This window comes from Streptomyces bottropensis ATCC 25435, from assembly GCF_000383595.1.
GTDB classification, from domain to species: Bacteria; Actinomycetota; Actinomycetes; order Streptomycetales; family Streptomycetaceae; genus Streptomyces; species Streptomyces bottropensis.
Genome location: NZ_KB911581.1, coordinates 7,057,362 through 7,075,877, shown reverse-complemented (window position 1 = coordinate 7,075,877; position 18,516 = coordinate 7,057,362). Strand labels below are relative to the sequence as shown.

The window sequence follows — 18,516 nt, the reverse complement described above, 5'->3', positions numbered from 1 at the left end:
CGGCCGTGCGCGGAGGACAGGCCCGCTCGTCGGGAGACGTTCACTCGTGCGCGGGCACACCGCGCTCCGCCGCGGCGGAGGCGGTGGCGAGCGTTCGTACCGCCTCGATCTCGGCGGGTTCACGCAGCACCAGCGATACGGCCTCGATGTCCCGGAGCAGATCGGCGGGGCCGGAGGAGACCGTGAACGCGGGGCAGGCCACCGCGTCCGCCCGGCCGAGGACGAGGGGGCCCGTGGTGAGGGGGCCGGTGGCGAGCACGCCCGCAGCCGGGGTGCCCGCAGCCGGTTCTCCCGCGGCCGGGGTGCCCGTCGCGCCCTTGGCCGGCGATCGCCGCCGCGCGGCGATCGCCGCCTGGACGGTGACCGCGGCGGCGAGGGCCTTCGCCCGGCCCGGCTCGTGCCCGAGGTCCAGCGCGGCGTCGTACGCCCGGCGCCGCAGGTCGTCGTCGAGGTGGCGGGTCAGCCCGAGCAGGGCGTCCCGGATGAACGTCTCCCGGCGGGTGAGGCGCAGCTCCGGGGTGGCGCGCAGGGCGAAGGGGACGCGGGAGTCGTCGACGGTCCGGGTCAGCAGATACAGGGGCCGCAGCCGTATGTGGCGTGCCCGCACCCTCCAGCGGTCCCGCAGATACTGGCCGCCGTGCGGAAGGATGAAGCCCACCGCGATGCAGATGGCCGCCAGGGCGGCGACCGGCGGTGCCACATGCGTGCTCAGCCAGTCCAGGTCGTGCCCCGTCCAGCGGGCGACCACGGCCGTGAGCTTCGCGGCGTCGAACGCCAGATTGAGCGCGCAGCCCAGGCCCAGCGCCCGCAGGCCGCCGCGCAGCCACCGGTCGAGGCCGTCCGCGCGGACCCAGTTGCGGATCAGCCGGTAGGTGATCACACAGGCCGCCGTGTGCGCGCCGAGGTAGAGCAGGATCTCCTCGCGCATGAAGGGCGTGGTCGCGTAGTACGTGTCGAGGTCGCGCAGCCGCTCCCGGGGGACGTCCGCGAGCGCGAACAGCACCCACAGCACGACGATCACCGCCGCGTACACGGCGACGACCCACCGCATGAGGCGGCGGGTCGCCCGGGACCGGTCGGCCGGGCCGTTGCGCCAGGCGACGATCAGCAGCAGACAGCACGCGCAGAACGCGGTGATCAGCGAATACACCCAGGGCGCAGCGACGTTCGGGACGCCCACGGTCCGGTTGGTCCACGCGATGACCGACGGCACCGCGAACACGAAGACGCAGCAGGCGAGGAGCAGCAGCCCGCCCACCGCCCGCAGCAGCGAGTCCCGCCACAGCTTCACGATGCTGGGCAGCTTGATCACCAGGGCGGCGGTCAGTACGGCCGTGGGGATCCAGAACGAGATGTACAGCTCACCGAAGAAGTCAGCGGGGCTGAGGGCGGTCGTCGTCGCGGGCACGGCCGTCCCCCTCATCCGCGGGGCCGGCGATAGCCGAGGCACGCCTGGATGGCCTGCCCGACGGGGTCGGCCGGGTCGCCCGGATGCGCCGCGTCGGCCGACCCGCCCGGCCCTGCGTCCACCCAGGGCCGGAAGGCGGTCGCCAGCCGGTGCCCGAAGTCCTCGGCCTCCTGCTCGTCCGACTCGTGCGAACCGTTGCGCGCGGCGATGGGTGTGCCGCCCTGCCCGAGCGCGGCGGACAGCTCGGGGGACAGCGGCGGCAGCGCGGACGCCGTCCCGACCGAAGCGTGCGACGCGTCCGGCGCACCGGGCTCCTCCCGCTCGGCCACCCCGTCCGACAGCGCGAGCGCGGCGGAGTCCGGGCCCGGCTGTGTGAGCGCGGCGGAGTCCGGTCCCGGCAGCGGGTGATGACAGTGCCCGGCGTGCATGTGCCACAACTCGTGCCCCAGGATGACCAGTTGCTGCACGGTCTCCGCCCGCTCCTCGACGATCACCAGGTCGAAGTCGGGGAACTCCATCCACAGTCCGGTCACCCCTATCCCGTCCGGGAACCGCTCGAACCGCAGCTTCACCGGCCGTCCGCCCCGCCGCGCGCTCATCTCCGCACACAGCGCCGCACCCAACTCCCGTACGCCGACGGGCCCGTCGAGCCTTCCCCGCACCGCCTTGCTGAGCCCGGCGGTCAGTTTGCGCATCTCGGCGGCGGACCGCGAGGGCGCCAACGCGGCCCGGAGCCGGCCGACGACCCCGCGCAGTCCCAGCCCGCCCGTGCCCCGGGTGACGCGCGCGGCCCGGCCGCGCCGCTCCGCGCCATGGCTCGGGTCGGCGCCGCGGCCTCGGTCGGCGCCATGACTCATCGGCGTGCCTCCTCGTCGTCGACACCGAGCAGCCCTTCGAGCATGACGGCGAGCGCCTCCTGTTTGCGGGGGGTCAGCCGATGGCCGCGCAGCGCGAGCGTGACGACCCCGTGCCGGGTGGCGAACTCCACCAGCGGCCCGTCGCCGTCCGTGTCCACCTCAAGTCCTGCGAGCAGGCGCCCGAGTTCCCGGTTCAAAACGGCCGCGGCCGGGTCGGTGAAGAACCGGACGCCCTCCTCGACGCCGAAGAACTCCGCGAGCGCGGTCAGGTCGGGCACGTTCGGCATCTTCTTGCCGAGCAGCAACTGCCGGGCCCACTCGGGACTGATGGAGAGCCGCTCCGCCACCTCCCGGCCGACCTCACCGGCCCGCTTGCCGCTCCGCGCGGCATACGCCTCGTGCAGTGCGCGCACCCGCCCCCGCACCCGGTCGTCGACCCGGTCGGCGGCGGGCCCGTGCCCGTCGAGCAGCGCCCGCACCACGCCCTCGGCGAGGGCGGTGCGGTCCGCCAACGCCCGGACATCCAGCAGGAGACCACGGTCGGCGCCGGCCTCCGCGATACGGGCGTCGAGTCGTCTCAAGGTCTCGGCAAGGGTGTCGGGCAGCACGGGCACGCGCCGACCCTACGTGCCCCGGGGACCCCGGCACCATGAGATTCCAACGATCGTTGAATTTTGACGAACGATGGTTGAGCCACCCGGCGGGGCCCCCGGCCGCGGCCCCTCCGAGGAGCGGACGGTGCCGAACCCGCGACGGCCCCTCGGCAGTCCGGTATCGGCCCTGAACAGCCCGCATCAGCCCTCAGCAGGCCCCCGACAAGCCCTCAATAGACCCTCAACGGGCCCTCGGCCCCTCGCCCCATTGACGGGTCCCGACTTCGACCCTAGCGTCCCGTTCGGCTCAACGATCAGCATCCGCAATACCGAACGCCCGCACGCCGCACGCCGAACACCGCACGCCGAACACCGCACGCCGAACACCGAAGGGGCCCCCTCCATGACCCGCACCGCGCGCTTCACCCTCGACCCCGCGTTCAAGGTCGGCGAGGTCAACCCCCGACTCTTCGGCTCCTTCGTCGAGCACCTCGGCCGCTGCGTCTACACGGGCATCTTCGAGCCGGGCCACCCCGCGGCGGACGAGGCGGGTCTGCGCACCGACGTACTGGAAATGATCCGTGAGCTGGGCGTCACCACGATCCGCTACCCCGGCGGCAACTTCGTCTCCGGCTACAAGTGGGAGGACTCCGTCGGCCCCGTCGAGGACCGCCCCCGCCGCCTCGACCTCGCCTGGCGCTCCACCGAGACCAACCGCTTCGGCCTGTCCGAGTACATCGCCTTCCTGAAGAAGATCGGCCCGCAGGCCGAGCCCATGATGGCCCTCAACCTCGGCACCCGAGGCGTCGCCGAGGCCCTCGAACTCCAGGAGTACGCCAACCACCCCGCCGGCACCGCCCTGTCCGACCTCCGCGCGGCCCACGGCGACAAGGACCCCTTCGGCATCACCCTCTGGTGTCTGGGCAACGAGATGGACGGCCCCTGGCAGACCGGCCACAAGACGGCGACCGAGTACGGCCGTATCGCCGCCGAGACCGCCCGCGCGATGCGCCAGATCGACCCGGGCGTCGAACTCGTCGCCTGCGGCTCCTCCAGCCAGTCCATGCCGACGTTCGCCGAGTGGGAGGCGACGGTCCTGACGGAGACGTACGACCTCGTCGACCACATCTCCCTGCACGCCTACTACCAGCCCGAGGACGGCGACATCGACTCCTTCCTCGCCTCCGCCGTCGACATGGAGTCCTTCATCGAGAACGTGGTCGCCACCGCCGACCACGTGGGCGCGAAACTCAAGTCCAAGAAGAAGATCAACCTCTCCTTCGACGAGTGGAACGTCTGGTACATCTCCAAGTGGCACGAGATCGAGAACTCCGGCGAGCGGGACTGGGCGCAGGCCCCCCGCCTGCTGGAGGACAACTACAGCGTCATGGACGCGGTCGTCTTCGGCTCCCTGCTCATCGCGCTGCTCCGGCACGCCGACCGCGTCACCGTCGCCTGCCTCGCCCAGCTCGTCAACGTCATCGCCCCGATCATGACCGAGCCGGGCGGCCCCGCCTGGCGGCAGACGACGTTCTTCCCCTTCGCGCAGGCCGCGAAGTACGGCCGGGGCGAGGTGCTCGACGTACGGGTGGACTCGCCGACGTACGGGACGAAGAAGTACGGCGAGGCGGATCTGCTGCACGCGACGGCGGTGCGGGCCGAGGACGGTTCGGTGACCGTGTTCGCGGTCAACCGGGGTCGTACGGACGCCCTGCCGCTCGAAGGCGCCCTGAACGGACTGGAGTTGACCCGGATCGTCGAGCACAGCGTGCTGGCCGACACGGACCCGGACGCACGCAACACTCTCACGGACCCCGAGCGGGTCGCTCCGCACGCGGGTGCGGGGGCTGCGCTGCGGGACGGCGTACTGAGCGTGGTCCTGGAGCCGCTGTCGTGGAACGTCATCCGGCTGGGCTGAGCCGCCGTGCCCGGTCCCGCGCCCCCTGCGGAGCGCGGGACCGCCGCGCCGTCCGCGTGGCCGACAATGGGGCCATGAGGATCTCGGCACGGGCGGACTACGCCGTACGCGCGGTACTGGAAGTCGCCGTACGGCAGGACAGCGGCCCGGTGAAGGCGGAAGTCATCGCGACCGTCCAGGAGATTCCGCACAAGTTCCTGGAGGGCATCCTCGGCGATCTGCGGCGAGGCGGCCTGGTCACCAGCAGGCGGGGCGGCAGCGGCGGGTACCGGCTCGCGCGCGAAGCCGCCGCCATCACCGTCGCCGACGTGATCCGTGCCGTCGACGGCCCGATCGTGTCGGTACGCGGCGAACGCCCCACCGGCCTCACCTACACCGGCTCCGCCGAACCGCTGCTCCCCCTGTGGATCGCCCTGCGGGCCAGCGTCCGCCGCATCCTGGAGGGCGTCACGGTGGCCGACATCGCGGCCGGCACCCTCCCCGATCCGGTGAAGAACCTGGCGGCGGAACCGGCGGCCTGGGAAAACCCGTGACCCGGTGGGCTCCGGGGGACCGATGGACCCCGGCGGACCGATGGGCCGGCCGGGGCCTCGTGGGCCGTGCGCGGGCCGATCGGCGCTCGACTGTCCTGCGCCCCCTCACCCCAGCCGCACGGCCAACGTCACCTCGGCCCCCGTCCCCGTGATGTCCGTCGTCACCGTCATGCGGTCCGTGACCAGGTGGGCCAGCCAGAGGCCGCGGCCGGGGCAGGTGCCGAGGCCGGGGAGGAGTTCGGGGAGGGTGGGGGTGAAGCCGGGGCCGTTGTCGGTGATGCGGCACTCCAGTTCGTGGGCCAGGCGGCGGAGTTCGAGGCGGCCCTGGCCGCCGGCGTGCTCGACCGCGTTGGCGGCGATCTCGCTGACCGCGAGGGTGAACTCGCCGAGCCGTACGCCGCACAGACCGGCCGCCGCGGCCGTGTCCTCCACCTGAGCGCGCACCAGGGGGAGGTTCTCGCCCGTGAAGTGGCGCTTCAGCAGGAGTGTTCCGTGGGCATGGTCCGGGCTGTCGCCGCTCGGGCCGCCGATCGTTCCTGTACCGCTGTCCGTCTCCCCGCCCGGCATCACGGCCGCCTCCTCTCGATGGGACTCGATGGGTACGAGCACGGGTGCTGGGCGTCAAAGGCGAACTGCCACACCTCGCCCACGCTAGCCGCGCTCGTCCGATGAGTACCCAGGAGATCGAGAGGACATCGTGCCTGGTCAAAACCTTATGATTTCGATCGAGGTGTGATCGATCCTGCCCGGCCTCGGCTGATCGGTTGGCGTTCGGTGTTCGGTGTTCGGCATCCGTCACCGGCTCCCTCCCCTACGGTCCGGGAGGGAGCCGGTGCCCCGGAGGGGAAGGGGCCGGCTACGTCAGCCCGACTCCACGTCCCGCCTCGCCCTGCCGGCGGCGATCACCCCGCCCCGGCCGACCGTGTACGCCTCGCCACGCCCCACCCGCCTACTTCGTCACCTTCGCGATCGACTCCAGCACCTCCCGCGGGCTGCCGTCCGGCGCCACCGCCTTGCCGATCCGCTTGCGGATGGTCGCGGCCACCGCCGACCAGTTGGTCTCGGCGACGGGGTAGAGGCGGAGGTTCTGCAGGGTGTCGAGGCCGCTCCACAGCGCCCGGTGCGCCTTGTCGGCCCGCATGGCGTCGGCGGCGGAGGTGGTGACGGGGAGCAGTTCGTACTGGGCGGCCTGCTCGGTCACGTACTTGTCGGTGTAGAGGAAGTCGAGGAACTGCCCGATGGCGGCGCGACGGTCGTCGTTCTTGAAGGCGAAGACCCAGTCCGCGGTGCCCATCGTGGGCGTCTCCTTGCCGTCGCGGCTCGGCAGCGGCACGGCGTCGTAGGGCACGGAGTCGGAGGAGTCCGCGATCTGGCGGACCAGCGACAGCGGGGCGTTGACCATGGCCGCGTCACCGGTGAGGAAGGCGTCCACGGCCTCCCGGCGGTTCAGCTCGCCGGGCGCGACCGGGCCGGTCAGTCCCTCGCCGACCAGGTTCTCCTTCAGCCAGGTCAGGGTCGCCACGTTGGCGGGGGAGGCGATGTCGTAGCGGTTGGTGGAGTCGGTGTAGCCGCCGTCGCCGGCCAGCAGCCACATCAGCGTCTCGGCCTCCGCCTCCTCCGGCCCCAGCGGCACGGCGATCGGGTACTTCACCCCCTGCGCCTTCAACGCCCTTGCGGCGGCGAGGAGTTGGTCCCAGGTCTTCGGTGGCTTCAGGCCCGCCCGCTCGAACAGGTCCTTGTTGTAGTAGAGCAGCCGGGTGCTCGCGGTGAACGGCAGGCCGTACTGCGCCCGGTCCATCTCCCCGGCGTTCGCGAGGCTGCTCACGAACGAGGCCTGCACCGGGACGGACAACACCTCGTCCGCGCTGTAGAGGAGGTCCCGGGCGGCATACTCGGAGTAGCTGTCCGTCTGCACGATGTCGGGAGCCTCGCCCCGCTCGACCAGCTCCGCGACCTTCTTGTCGACCTCGTCCGGGCCGTAGACCCGCACGTCCACGTCGATGCCGGGGTGTTCGGCGCCGAACGCCAGGGTGACGCGGTCCCAGTAGCCCTCGGAGTTCTTGCGGACGCTGTCGCCGTAGTTGGTCGCGACGACGGTCAGGGAGACCGGTTTCGACTCCGCGTCCGCGCTGCCGCCGCAGCCGGACAGGCCGACCGCGAGCCCCAGCACGGCCGTGACCGCCACGACCGCCCGGGTCCGGCGACTCGTCCGGACCCCCCGGCCCGCCCGGCTCGCCCGAGGGCTCGTCCGGGCCTGCCGGCTCGTCCGGACCCGCTGACTCGTCCGGACCTGCTGACTCGGCCGGGTCTTTCGACGCACGGTCCACCCACTTCCGGCTGCCAGTCGCACCTGGCACATGTGTAAAGGAGCAGAGAACGGGCTTGATCGTAGGGCGCGCACCGGTGAGCACGGGGCCGGGGGCGTTGCGTTTTGATTCCGACGGTGTGACGGCCCGACGGCGATGACCGGGATGCCCCACCGGCGTCAGGGAGTACGGATCCGGCGCGAGCGTCGTTCACCCGGCCCGAGACGGCCAGGTCCGAGGCGTGGCCGCGGAGTGAACTCAGGGACTCCCACGAGGAAACACCGGATGAAACCGGCTCCGTGCGTGTGCAGGAGGGCTTTTCGCTACAACCCCCGGCAAATACACCCTGCGCGGCCGGTCGGCGACGACGCCCTCCACGGCGGCAAGGGCGACGACTCCCTCTCCGGCGGCCCCGGTCGCACGGGAACAGGGCGACGCCCCCGACCGCGGCCCGTACAGGCCGGTCGGGGGCGTCGCCCCATGGGGTCCGTCAGGGGGAGCCGGGGGAAGCCGGGCTCACCCCACCTGGTTGTAGACCGCCCCCGCCGCGGGCCACCCCTGCGGCTCCTCCAGGGGGTCCGGCTGGGTGCGGCCGCGTACCTGGGCGGCGGTGAGACCCTGGGCCGCGCCCATCGTGCGGCGGCCCTGGGCGGCGGTCGCGAGGCCGGGCATGCCGGTCTGGGCGACGGGCTGCAGGCCGGGGACCGGCATGGCGGCGGCCGGTGCGGCGGGCATCGGGGCCTGCGCGGGAACCGGCATCGGCATCGGCATCGGAGCCGGCATCGGGGCCGGAGCGGGTGCCGGGTTCGGGAACTGCATCGGCGCGGCGGGCGCCGGGGCGGGGGAGGCGAACTGCATGGACGCGGCGGCGGGGACGGGCGTCGGGGCGGGGGAGGCGAACTGCATGGACGCGGCGGCGGGAACGGGCGCCGGAGCGGGGGAGGCGAACTGCATGGAGGACGCGGGCGCCGGGGCGGGCATGCTCATGGCCTGCGCCGCGAGATTGTGCATCCCGGTGCCGTTGGTCTCGCTCATCAGCCGGTCCACGGCCGCCGTACCCGAGCTGTAGCTGGTCCCGGTGCCCAGCTCGGGTACGGCGGCTCCCCTCCTGGACCCGTAGAGAACCGACTCCAGGCCGGACACCAGGCGACGCACGTCCACCTGGGGCCGGACCACGAGTCGCAGGAAGCGACTGGACGAGCCGACCTTGTTGCCGCACTCGCGGACCAGGACCCGGTGCTCGGTGAGGAGCCGGTCGCGGACCACGGTGCCCTCGGCGCCCACGGGCAGGCGCACGAAGAGGAAGTTCCCCTGCGACGGGTAGACCGTCAGCCCGGGGAGGGCGGAGAGCTGGCGGGCCATGTCCAGCCGGTCGCGGCGGACCTGGTGCAGACTCTCCATGTACTCGGGGCCGTGGTTCTTCAGCATGAACACCACGTGCTCGGCGAAGGAGTTGAGGTTCCACTTCGGCAGCATCGAGCGGACCTTGCCGGCGAGCGCCGGGTTGGCGACCAGGTAGCCGAAGCGGATGCCGTGCAGGCCGAAGTTCTTGCCGAGGCTGCGCAGCACGACCACGTTGGGCCGCATGACCGCGTCCTGCACCGTGGACGGCTCGGACTCGGCGTCGGCGAACTCCAGGAACGACTCGTCGATGACGATCAGGTCCAGGTCGGCCATCGCGTCCATGAACTGCACCAGCGCGTGCCGGTGCAGGAAGCCGCCGTCGGGGTTGTTCGGGTTGCAGATGACGGCGACCCGGGTGCCCCGGGCCCGGATGAACTCGGCGTACTGCGCGAGGTCGAGGGCGAAGCCGCTGGACTCCTGGAGCGGGAACATGTCGACCCGCTTGCCGGTCTCCATCGGCTGGTCGGTCCAGCGGCCGAAGGTGGGGACGGGCACGGCGAGTGACTCACGGACCATCAGATGGTCGAGCCAGGTGATGAGTTCGGTCGAGCCGTTGCCCATCGCCACGCACTGCGGCGGCAGTTGGAGCAGATTACACAGCTCGGCCGTGATGGTGTCGGCGCTGCTCGGGTAGTACGTGATGATGTCGCGCAGTCTGCTCGCCATGTCGTCGAACATGGCGGGAGTGGGGAAGTACGGATTGCACGGGATACAGAAGTCCACCGGCCCCACCCCGTCGCCGCCCTCACGCGTCAGCGCAGCCATCGAGGGGCTGTGCGCCGCGGTGCTGCGGAACAGCGAGGTGACGTTGTCGGACATGGAACCTCCGTAGGGGGCGGGCCCGTTGGGGACGACCGGGCCCGACGACTAAGGGCGGCCCGTGCGGGGGAGCACGGGCCGCCCCTACATACGGAGGCCGAGGAGGTTCCGTTCAACCGCTGAAATTTCGGTAAGAACTTGTGAGTGATCTGTGAAAGGCCGCCAGGGGCGCCGTCGAGCCGCTGTCAGCCGAACGCGTGGACCGTCGTGGACCGGTACGTCTGCCCGGGGCGCAGCACGGTCGACGGGTACGACGGCTGGTTCGGCGAGTCGGGGAAGTGCTGGGTCTCCAGGCACAGCGCGTCGCCCTGCCGGTAGACCCTCCCGGAGGCTCCCACGAGCGTGCCGTCCAGGAAGTTCCCGGAGTAGAACTGCAGCCCCGGCTCGGTCGTGGAGATCCGCAGGGTGCGGCCGGACGCCGGGTCGGTGAGGGTGGCGGCCCATTCCGGCTCGGCCGTGACGCCCTTGTCCAGGACCCAGTTGTGGTCGAACCCCTTGGCGTGCAGCAGTTGCGGATCGGCCCTGCGCAGGTCGTCGCCGACCGCCTTGTCCGTTCGGAAGTCGAAGGGGGTGCCCGCGACCTCGGCCGGCTCGCCGAGGGGGATCAGGCCGGAGTCGACGGGGGTGTAGCGGGCGGCGGGGATGGTCAGCCGGTGGTCGTGGACCGGGCCGCTGCCCTCGCCCGCGAGGTTCCAGTACACGTGGTGGGTGAGGTTGACGACGGTGGTCCGGTCCGTGGTCGCCGTGTAGTCGATCCGCCACTCGCCCCGCTCGGTGAGTGTGTAGAGGACCTGGACGGTCAGGGTGCCGGGGTAGCCCATCTCGCCGTCGGGGCTGGTGTACGACAGCCGCAGACCCACGTCCGGGCCGTCCGTGAACGGCTCGACGTCCCACACGGCGCGGTCGAAGCCGTGCGTCCCGCCGTGCAGGCTGTTCGCGCCGTCGTTGGCGGGTAGTTCGTGGGTCGCGCCGTCCAGCGTGAAGCGCCCGGCGCCGATCCGGTTGCCGTAGCGGCCGATCAGCGCGCCGAAGTAGGGCGATCCGGCGACGTAGTCCTCGATGCTGTCGAAGTTCAGCGAGATGTTCGCGTACCGGCCGTCGCGGTCCGGGGTCTCCAGGGACTGCACGATTCCGCCGTAGGACAGGACCTTGAGACGGGTGCCGCCGTTCTCCAGCGACCAGCGGTGGATCTCGGTGCCGTCGGCGAGCTTGCCGAAGAGTTCCTTCACGGGTGACGTCCCGCCTTTCTCCCATGGGAAAGGGGCCCCACCGTTTTCGGCGAGGCCCCGTTCGCGGTGCGGTCAGTTGCCGCCCTTGCGCTTGTTCCACACGTCGAATCCGACGGCCGCCAGCAGGACGAGGCCCTTGATGACCTGCTGCCAGTCGGTGCCGATGCCGACGAGGTTCATACCGTTGTTGAGGACACCGAGGACGACACCACCGATGATCGCGCCGAGCACGGTGCCGACGCCGCCGCTCATCGACGCGCCGCCGATGAACGAGGCCGCGATGGCCTCCAGCTCGAAGTTGAGGCCCGCCTTCGGGGACGCCGCGTTGAAGCGGGCGGCGAAGACCAGACCGGCCAGCGCGGCCATCATGCCCATGTTCAGGAAGATCAGGAAGGTGACCTTCTTGTCCTTCACACCGGACAGCTTGGCGGCGGGCAGGTTGCCGCCGATGGCGTAGATGTGGCGGCCGATGATCGCGTTGCGCATCACGTAACCGAAGCCGACGACCAGCGCGCCGAGGATCAGCAGGACGATCGGGGCGCCCTTGTAGCTGGCGAGCAGCATGGTGACGGTGAGCAGGGCGGCGGAGATCGCGACGAGCTTGAGGACGAACAGGTTCATCGGCGGCACGTCGAGCGCGAACTCCTGCTGCCGGCGCCGGTCGCGGAACTCCTGGAGGACCACGAAGGCGATGACGGCGAAGCCCAGCAGCAGCGTCAGGTTGTGGTAGTTGGTGTCCGGGCCGACCTCGGGGAGGAAGCCGTTGGCGACCTTCTGCAGGCCCTCCGGGAACGGGCCGAGGGTCTGGCCCTTGAGGAAGATCTCGGTGAGACCGCGGAAGACGAGCATGCCCGCGAGGGTCACGATGAACGACGGTATGCCGAGATACGCGATGAAGAAGCCCTGCGCGGCACCCGCGGCGGCGCCCACGGCCAGACACAGCAGCACGGCCAGCGGCCACGGCAGGTCGTTGTCGACCATGAAGACGGCGGCCATCGAGCCGATGAACGCGGTCAGGGAGCCCACGGACAGGTCGATGTGGCCCGCGATGATGACCAGCATCATGCCGATCGCGAGGATCAGGATGTAGCTGTTCTGCAGCACCAGGTTGGAGACGTTGCGCGGCAGCAGCAGGTCACCGTCGGTCCACACCGCGAACAGCGCCACGATCAGGCCGAGGGCGATCAGCATGCCGTACTGCCGCATGTTGCGGCGCATGCCGTCCAGTACCAGCTGGAGCAGGCCGCCGCCCGCCGCCGTCCCGCTCTTGCCGGGCGGCGCGGGGGCCGGGCTCTTGGCGGTCACATCGGTGCTCATCGGGTTACCTCTTTGTCCTTCGTCATCTGACGCATCAGCGATTCCTGCGTGGCCTCGGCACGCGAGAACTCACCCGTCAGCCTTCCTGCGGCCATCGTGTAGATGCGGTCGCACATCCCGAGCAGTTCCGGCAGCTCGGAGGAGATGAAGACGACCGCCTTGCCCTCCGCCGCCAGCTTGTCGATGACCGTGTAGATCTCGTACTTGGCGCCGACGTCGATCCCGCGGGTCGGCTCGTCCAGGATCAGCACATCGGGACCCGCGAAGATCCACTTGCTGAGGACGACCTTCTGCTGGTTGCCGCCGGACAGCTTGCCCACCGGCTCGAAGACGGTCGGCGCCTTGATGTTCATGGACGTGCGGAAGCGCTCGGCGACCTTGCGCTCCTCGTGCTCGTCGACCACCCCGGCCTTGGCGACCTTGCTCAGCGCGCTGAGCGAGATGTTGCGGTTGATGGTGTCGATGAGGTTGAGACCGTAGTGCTTGCGGTCCTCGGTGACGTAGGCGATACCGTTGTCGACCGCCTCGGGGACGGTCCTGGTACGGATCTCCTTGCCGTCCTTGAGGACCGTGCCGCCGCTGTAGCGGCCGTAGGTGCGGCCGAAGACGCTCATCGCCAGTTCCGTACGGCCGGCGCCCATGAGGCCCGCGATGCCGACGATCTCACCGCGCCGCACCTGGACCGACACGTCGTCGACGACCTTGCGCTGCTGGTCGATCGGGTGGTGCACGGTCCAGTTGCGGATCTCCAGGGCGGGCGAGGAGCCCTGCTCCGGCTCGTGCGGGGTGCGCTCCGGGAAGCGGTGCTCCAGGTCGCGCCCCACCATGCCGCTGATGATCCGGTCCTCGGTGGTCTCCGCGGCCTTCACGTCGAGGGTCTCGATGGTCTGGCCGTCGCGGATGATCGTCACCGAGTCGGCGACCTTGCGGATCTCGTTCAGCTTGTGGGAAATGATGATCGAGGTGATGCCCTGCTTCTTCAACTCCAGGATGAGATCCAGGAGTTTGTCGCTGTCCTCGTCGTTCAGGGCGGCCGTCGGCTCGTCCAGGATGAGGAGCTTCACCTTCTTCGAGAGCGCCTTGGCGATCTCCACGAGCTGCTGCTTGCCCACGCCGATGTCGGCGACGCGGGTGTCCGGGTGGTCGGAGAGCCCCACCCTGCGCAGCAGCTCGGTGGCGTGCCGCAGCGTCTCCCGCCAGTCGATGAACCCGCGCTTGGCGTGCTCGTTGCCGAGGAAGATGTTCTCCGCGAGGGAGAGGTACGGCGACAGCGCCAGCTCCTGGTGGATGATGACGATGCCGCGCTGCTCGCTGGCCCTGATGTCCTTGAACTCGCAGGGCTCACCCTCGAAGAGGATGTCGCCGTCGTAGCTGCCGTGCGGGTGGACGCCGGAGAGGACCTTCATGAGGGTCGACTTGCCGGCGCCGTTCTCGCCGCAGATGGCATGGACCTCGCCCTGCTGGACGGTCAGTGTGACGTCCGACAGCGCTTTGACGCCGGGAAAGGTCTTGACGATCGAGCGCATTTCCAGGACGGGTCCCGCCATGGTCGTGCCTTCCAATCAGTGGTCGGTCGGGGAAGCCGTCGTACTACTTGAGGTCGCTCTCCTTGATGTAGCCGGAGTCGACGACGGTCTCCTTGTAGTTCGACTTGTCGACGCTGACCGGCTCCAGCAGGTAGGCGGGGACGACCTTCGAGCCGTTGTCGTAGGTCTTGGTGTCGTTGACCTCGGGCTTCTTGTCCTTCAGCAGCGCGTCGACCATGTTCGAGGCGACCTTGGCCAGCTCACGGGTGTCCTTGTACACGGTCATCGACTGGTCACCGGCGATGATCGACTTCACCGAGGCGACCTCGGCGTCCTGGCCGGTGACGATCGGCAGCGGCTTGCTCTTGGACCCGTAGTCGTCCGACTTCAGCGCGGACAGGATGCCGATGGAGATGCCGTCGTAGGGGGAGAGGACGGCGTCCACGGGGTCGCTCTTGTACGCCGAGGTCAGGATGTCGTCCATGCGCTTCTGGGCGGTGCCGCCGTCCCAGCGCAGGGTGGTGACCTGGTTCAGCTGGGTCTGGCCGGACTTGACGACGAGCTGCTTCTTGTCGATGTAGGGCTGCAGGACGTTCATGGCGCCCTGGAAGAAGTAGCGCGTGTTGTTGTCGTCGTTGGAGCCGGCGAACAGCTCGATGTTGAAGGGGCCCTTCTTGGAGCCGTCCTTCAGGCCGAGCTTCTCCAGGATGTAGTTGCCCTGGAGCTCGCCGACCTTCTCGTTGTCGAAGGACGCGTAGTAGTCGACGTTCTTCGTGCCGAGGATCAGGCGGTCGTAGGAGATGACCGGGATGTCGGCGTCGGCGGCCTGCTGGAGCACGTTGTTCATCGACTTGTTGTCGATGGCGGCGACGATGAGGGCCTTCACGCCCTGCGTGATCAGGTTCTCGATCTGGCCGACCTGCTGGTCCGGGTCGTCCTCGCCGTAGACGAGCTTGGTCTTGTAGCCCATCTTCTCGAGGTTGGTCACGACGTTCTTGCCGTCGGCGATCCAGCGCTCGGAGGACTTGGTCGGCATCGCGATGCCGATGGTGGCGCCCTCGGTGCTGCCGCCCTTGTCCTCACTGCCACCCTCGCCGCTCTGGCCACAGGCGGTCAGAGTCAGGGCGAGGGAGGCGGTGGAGGCTATGGCGGCGAGTGCGGCTCGGCGAGTGCGCATGATCATCATCCTTGATGTCTTGAAGGCTCTGTACGTTCTGGCGGGGACGGCACTTCATGAGCCGAAAGGAGCCAGAGGAGATGTGGTGGATTCTGTGTGACTGCGTCTTCTTCTGTGAAGCCAGTTGTCCGCTTCGTTATGAGGGATTTCCGAAGCGCTTCAGATCTCCGGGCAAACGGGTACCGAGCGGAGCCATGTCGCCGTCCGCTCCGTGGCGCGCCAGAAGGTCCAGGGCCAGTCGGCCGCGCCGTACGCGTTCCTTGGCCGTGGACAGGGTGAGGTCCCGCATGTGGTGCCCGTAGGGGTAGATCCCGGGGGCCTTCGACAGGCCGAACTTCAGGTAGATCGGTGCGCCGCGCCGGATCAGCTCGGCGACCTCGTACATCCTCACATAGCCGCCGAGGTCGTCGGGCGCCTCGATGTACATGTCCATGGGAGCGCCGGACACCCGCCGGATCTCGGTGAGGTGATCGAGCGTCAGATCGCTCGGCACGTTGATCGAGTCGCCGCCGAGGTTCTCGTACACGGCGTACGCGGTCGGGTTCACCGGCCCGATGAGCGCCGACACCTTGAACGTCGTGTCGGCCGGGATGATCCCCTCCACCCGCGCCCGGTGCAGCGTCCACAGCACGCCCTCGTCGGCGACGAGGAGGCACTTCACGCCCAGCTCGGTCGCGCGCACGGCGTCCTCGACGCACCCGGCCACCGCGTCGTGGCCGCGGGCCCGCAGGCCGCCGCCCTTGGAGTCGGTACGGGTCGAGCCGCCGATGTCCCAGGTGCCACGCGGGCCGGTGAACAGGCAGAGCTCGATGTCGCGCTCGGCCGTCGCCTCCACCATCTCGGTGATCTCGGCGTCGGTGAGCATCCACACGCCGCTGCCCTGGCTGATCCGGTGGATCGGCACGTCGAGCCGCGAGGCTTCCTTGAGGACCACGCCGAGTGCCTCGGGGCCCTCGACGGAGGGCACCTCGGTGCGCCAGCGGCCACCGCCGGGGAAGGAGTGCGGGGAGGCGTCGGAGGGATCGAGGGCGGGTGCGTTCAGCCCGAGCGCGGCGAGGGCCTGCTCGCCGGGTCGGCGCGGCGCCGGAGCGGTGGTGTCGGTCACAAGCTGTCCTTCAGGTTCGATATTTCGGACAAGGTTCGCGGCTCTTGGTGCACAAAGCTCTTGGGTGTGCGCCGGTACGAAGTCGTCAGGTACCCCGCACCGGCGCACGGCTCAGGGGTGTGTCATGGCCGCAGCAGGACCTTTCCGACAGTCGGGTCGCCGGACCCCACCAGCTCGATGGCCTGCGGGAACTGCTCCAGCGGCAGCTCGTGCGTGATGAGCGGCAGCGGGTCCAGCAGACCGGCCCCGAAGACCCGCACGGTGTGGGCCCAGGCGTCCGGCGCCGCGCCGAACACCGTGTGCACCTCCAGCTGCCGTACGACGAGATCGGTCGGGTCGAGCCCGTCCGCGCCCGCCGCCGGGATGCCGGTCAGGACCAGCCGCCCGCCGCGTCGCAGCAGGGCGGCGGCGGTGCGCGCCGCGTCCGCGGACCCGGCGGTCTCGATGACGACGTCGAAGTCGCCCGGCAGCTCCTGGTCCTTGGTACGGAAGTCCGTGGCCCCGAACCGCTTCGACAGCTCCGCCCGGTCCGGCCGGGTGCCCACGACGAGCAGCTCGGCCGGGGACGCCGCCTTCAGGAACTGAACGGCGAACATGCCGAGCGTTCCCGTGCCGACCACGGCCACCCGCTCGCCCGGGACGGCGTTCGCCTTGAGCGCGGCGGCCGCGATGCACGCGGCCGGCTCCAGCAGCGCCGCCGCCGACAGGTCCGCGTCGTCCGGGAGGACGTGCAGCAGACGGGCGGGGAGCGTGAGGGTCGTGGCCATCGCGCCGGGCTGGGTGAACCCGGTCTCCTCGTATCCAGCGGAGCACAGCGTGGTCTCGCCCGCGTGACAGCGGTCGCACACCTGGCAGTTGCGGAAGCCCTCGCCGACGACCTTACGGCCTACAAGACTTGAAGGGACACCGTCACCGACCGCCGTGACCGTCCCGGACCACTCGTGGCCCGGTGTGAGGGGGTAACGGACGTACCCCTCGGGCCTGTTGCCCTGGAAGACCTCGCGGTCGCTGCCGCAGATCCCGGAGGCGTGCACCCGGACCAGGGCCTCGCCGGCCCCCGGCTGCCGGGGCTCGTGCGGCACCAGCCGGTGCTCGCCCGGCGCCTCGATGACGACGGCGGTGGCCGGTGAACCGGCGTCGGCCGCGTCGGGCGAGGCGGTCACTGGCTGCCCTTGGGCTTGCGCTGCTCCCAGCCCTCGGCCCAGAGGTCGAAGCGGGCCTGCTGCTGCGGGAACTCCGCCGCCGCGTCCACGTCCAGCTCGACGCCGAGGCCGGGCTTGTCGGACAGGTGGAAGTAGCCGTCCACGACCTCCGGGGCCCCCGAGACGACCTTCTTGATCTCCGCGTCCGCGAAGTCGTTGAAGTGCTCAAGGATCTTGAAGTTCGGCGCGGTGAAGCCCACCTGCAGCGAGGCCGCCGTCAGCACCGGACCGCCCACGTTGTGCGGCGCGACCAGCGTGTAGTGGGTCTCGGCGGTGGCGGCCAGCTTGCGGGTCTCCCAGATGCCGCCGATGTGGCCGACGTCGGGCTGGATGATGTCCACGGCCTGGCTCTCGAAGAGCTCCCGGAACTCGATCCGGTCGTGGATGCGCTCACCCGTGGCCACCGGGATGTCGACCTTGGCGGCGACCTTCTCCAGCGCCTTCAGGTTCTCCGGCGGGCACGGCTCCTCCAGCCACGCGGGCTTGAAGGGCGCCAGGTCCTTGGCGAGACGAACGGCGGTGGAGGGCGAGAACCGGCCGTGCATCTCCAGCATCAGCTCGGCGTCCGGACCGATGGCGTCGCGCACGGCCTCGATCAGCGAGACGGCGTACAGGCTCTGCTCGTGGTCCAGCTCGAAGTGGCCGGTCCCGAAGGGGTCGATCTTGAGCGCCTTGTAGCCGCGCTCCATGACGCCCTGCGCCGCCTTGTGGTACGCCTCCGGCGTGCGCTCGGTGGTGTACCAGCCGTTGGCGTACGCCTTGACCTTGTCGGTGACCTTGCCGCCCAGCAGCTGCCAGACGGGCACGCCGAGGGCCTTGCCCTTGATGTCCCAGCAGGCCATCTCGATGACGGCGATGCCCGACATCACGATCTCGCCGGCCCGGCCGTAGTCGCCGTACTTCATCCGCTTGACGAGGTCCTCGACAGCGAACGGGTCCGACCCGAGAATGTGATTGGTCTGTGCCTCGTGCAGATAGCCGAGCAGCGCGTCGGTGTGGCCCAGCATGCGGGTCTCGCCGACGCCGGTGAGCCCCTCGTCGGTGTGCACCTGTACGTAGGTCAGGTTCCGCCACGGCGTCCCGACCACGTGCGTGCTGATTCCCGTGATGCGCACGGTACTC

The 18,516-nt window shown here is 70.3% G+C and carries 14 protein-coding genes and 1 pseudogene; 2 read left to right on the top strand and 13 right to left on the bottom strand.

Annotated features, from left to right (window positions below; translation table 11 throughout):
• Positions 1-40: 40 nt before the first annotated feature.
• The 3 genes from STRBO_RS0131480 to STRBO_RS0131470 are packed head-to-tail and all read right to left on the bottom strand — an operon-like array spanning position 41 to position 2,879.
• Positions 41-1,423, bottom strand: coding sequence for an MAB_1171c family putative transporter (locus tag STRBO_RS0131480; protein ID WP_005478857.1), 1,383 nt, complete (start codon positions 1,421-1,423; stop codon positions 41-43).
• Positions 1,420-2,265, bottom strand: coding sequence for a hypothetical protein (locus STRBO_RS0131475; RefSeq protein WP_005478856.1), 846 nt, complete (start codon positions 2,263-2,265; stop codon positions 1,420-1,422). The genes STRBO_RS0131480 and STRBO_RS0131475 overlap by 4 nt, the downstream gene beginning before the upstream one ends.
• Positions 2,262-2,879: a helix-turn-helix domain-containing protein gene (locus tag STRBO_RS0131470; RefSeq protein WP_020115368.1), complete on the bottom strand. Its 618-nt coding sequence runs from the start codon at positions 2,877-2,879 to the stop codon at positions 2,262-2,264. The genes STRBO_RS0131475 and STRBO_RS0131470 overlap by 4 nt, the downstream gene beginning before the upstream one ends.
• A 382-nt stretch (positions 2,880-3,261) precedes the next feature.
• Here STRBO_RS0131470 and arfA point away from each other — a divergent pair, with 382 nt between their 5' ends.
• Positions 3,262-4,776, top strand: a complete 1,515-nt coding sequence (gene arfA / locus STRBO_RS0131465) for an arabinosylfuranosidase ArfA (protein WP_020115367.1) — start codon at positions 3,262-3,264, stop codon at positions 4,774-4,776.
• A gap of 74 nt (positions 4,777-4,850) precedes the next feature.
• Positions 4,851-5,309 carry an RrF2 family transcriptional regulator gene (locus tag STRBO_RS0131460; protein WP_005478853.1) on the top strand — a complete coding sequence of 153 codons (459 nt, stop codon included), beginning with the start codon at positions 4,851-4,853 and terminating at the stop codon, positions 5,307-5,309.
• A gap of 105 nt (positions 5,310-5,414) precedes the next feature.
• Here the strand turns inward: STRBO_RS0131460 and STRBO_RS0131455 are convergent, their stop codons facing one another.
• The 10 genes and pseudogenes from STRBO_RS0131455 to STRBO_RS0131405 all read right to left on the bottom strand — a co-directional run bounded on the left by STRBO_RS0131455 (position 5,415) and on the right by STRBO_RS0131405 (position 18,509).
• A complete protein-coding gene (locus STRBO_RS0131455) occupies positions 5,415-5,876 on the bottom strand; it encodes an ATP-binding protein (protein ID WP_020115366.1) in 462 nt (153 codons plus the stop codon).
• 382 nt (positions 5,877-6,258) lie between these two features.
• A complete protein-coding gene (locus STRBO_RS0131445) occupies positions 6,259-7,494 on the bottom strand; it encodes an ABC transporter substrate-binding protein (RefSeq protein WP_005478849.1) in 1,236 nt (411 codons plus the stop codon).
• Between the two features lie 637 nt (positions 7,495-8,131).
• Positions 8,132-9,838, bottom strand: coding sequence for a pyridoxal phosphate-dependent aminotransferase (locus STRBO_RS0131440; protein WP_005478848.1), 1,707 nt, complete (start codon positions 9,836-9,838; stop codon positions 8,132-8,134).
• A 185-nt stretch (positions 9,839-10,023) separates the two neighbouring features.
• Positions 10,024-11,082 (bottom strand): annotated as a pseudogene (locus tag STRBO_RS0131435) (aldose epimerase family protein); the annotation flags it as partial.
• A gap of 57 nt (positions 11,083-11,139) precedes the next feature.
• Positions 11,140-12,384, bottom strand: a complete 1,245-nt coding sequence (mmsB, locus tag STRBO_RS0131430; protein ID WP_005478845.1) for a multiple monosaccharide ABC transporter permease — start codon at positions 12,382-12,384, stop codon at positions 11,140-11,142.
• Positions 12,381-13,931: a multiple monosaccharide ABC transporter ATP-binding protein gene (mmsA, locus tag STRBO_RS0131425; RefSeq protein WP_005478843.1), complete on the bottom strand. Its 1,551-nt coding sequence runs from the start codon at positions 13,929-13,931 to the stop codon at positions 12,381-12,383. Before mmsA ends, mmsB begins: the two co-directional genes overlap by 4 nt.
• 43 nt (positions 13,932-13,974) lie before the next feature.
• Positions 13,975-15,087 carry a multiple monosaccharide ABC transporter substrate-binding protein gene (gene chvE / locus STRBO_RS0131420; protein ID WP_028796949.1) on the bottom strand — a complete coding sequence of 371 codons (1,113 nt, stop codon included), beginning with the start codon at positions 15,085-15,087 and terminating at the stop codon, positions 13,975-13,977.
• A 136-nt stretch (positions 15,088-15,223) separates the two neighbouring features.
• Entirely contained in the window at positions 15,224-16,192 is a 969-nt protein-coding gene (locus tag STRBO_RS0131415) for a hypothetical protein (protein ID WP_005478839.1), read from the bottom strand.
• 122 nt (positions 16,193-16,314) lie between these two features.
• Positions 16,315-17,355: a zinc-dependent alcohol dehydrogenase gene (locus tag STRBO_RS0131410; protein ID WP_005478834.1), complete on the bottom strand. Its 1,041-nt coding sequence runs from the start codon at positions 17,353-17,355 to the stop codon at positions 16,315-16,317.
• Positions 17,352-18,509: a mandelate racemase/muconate lactonizing enzyme family protein gene (locus tag STRBO_RS0131405; protein WP_005478828.1), complete on the bottom strand. Its 1,158-nt coding sequence runs from the start codon at positions 18,507-18,509 to the stop codon at positions 17,352-17,354. The genes STRBO_RS0131410 and STRBO_RS0131405 overlap by 4 nt, the downstream gene beginning before the upstream one ends.
• Positions 18,510-18,516: the final 7 nt, after the last annotated feature.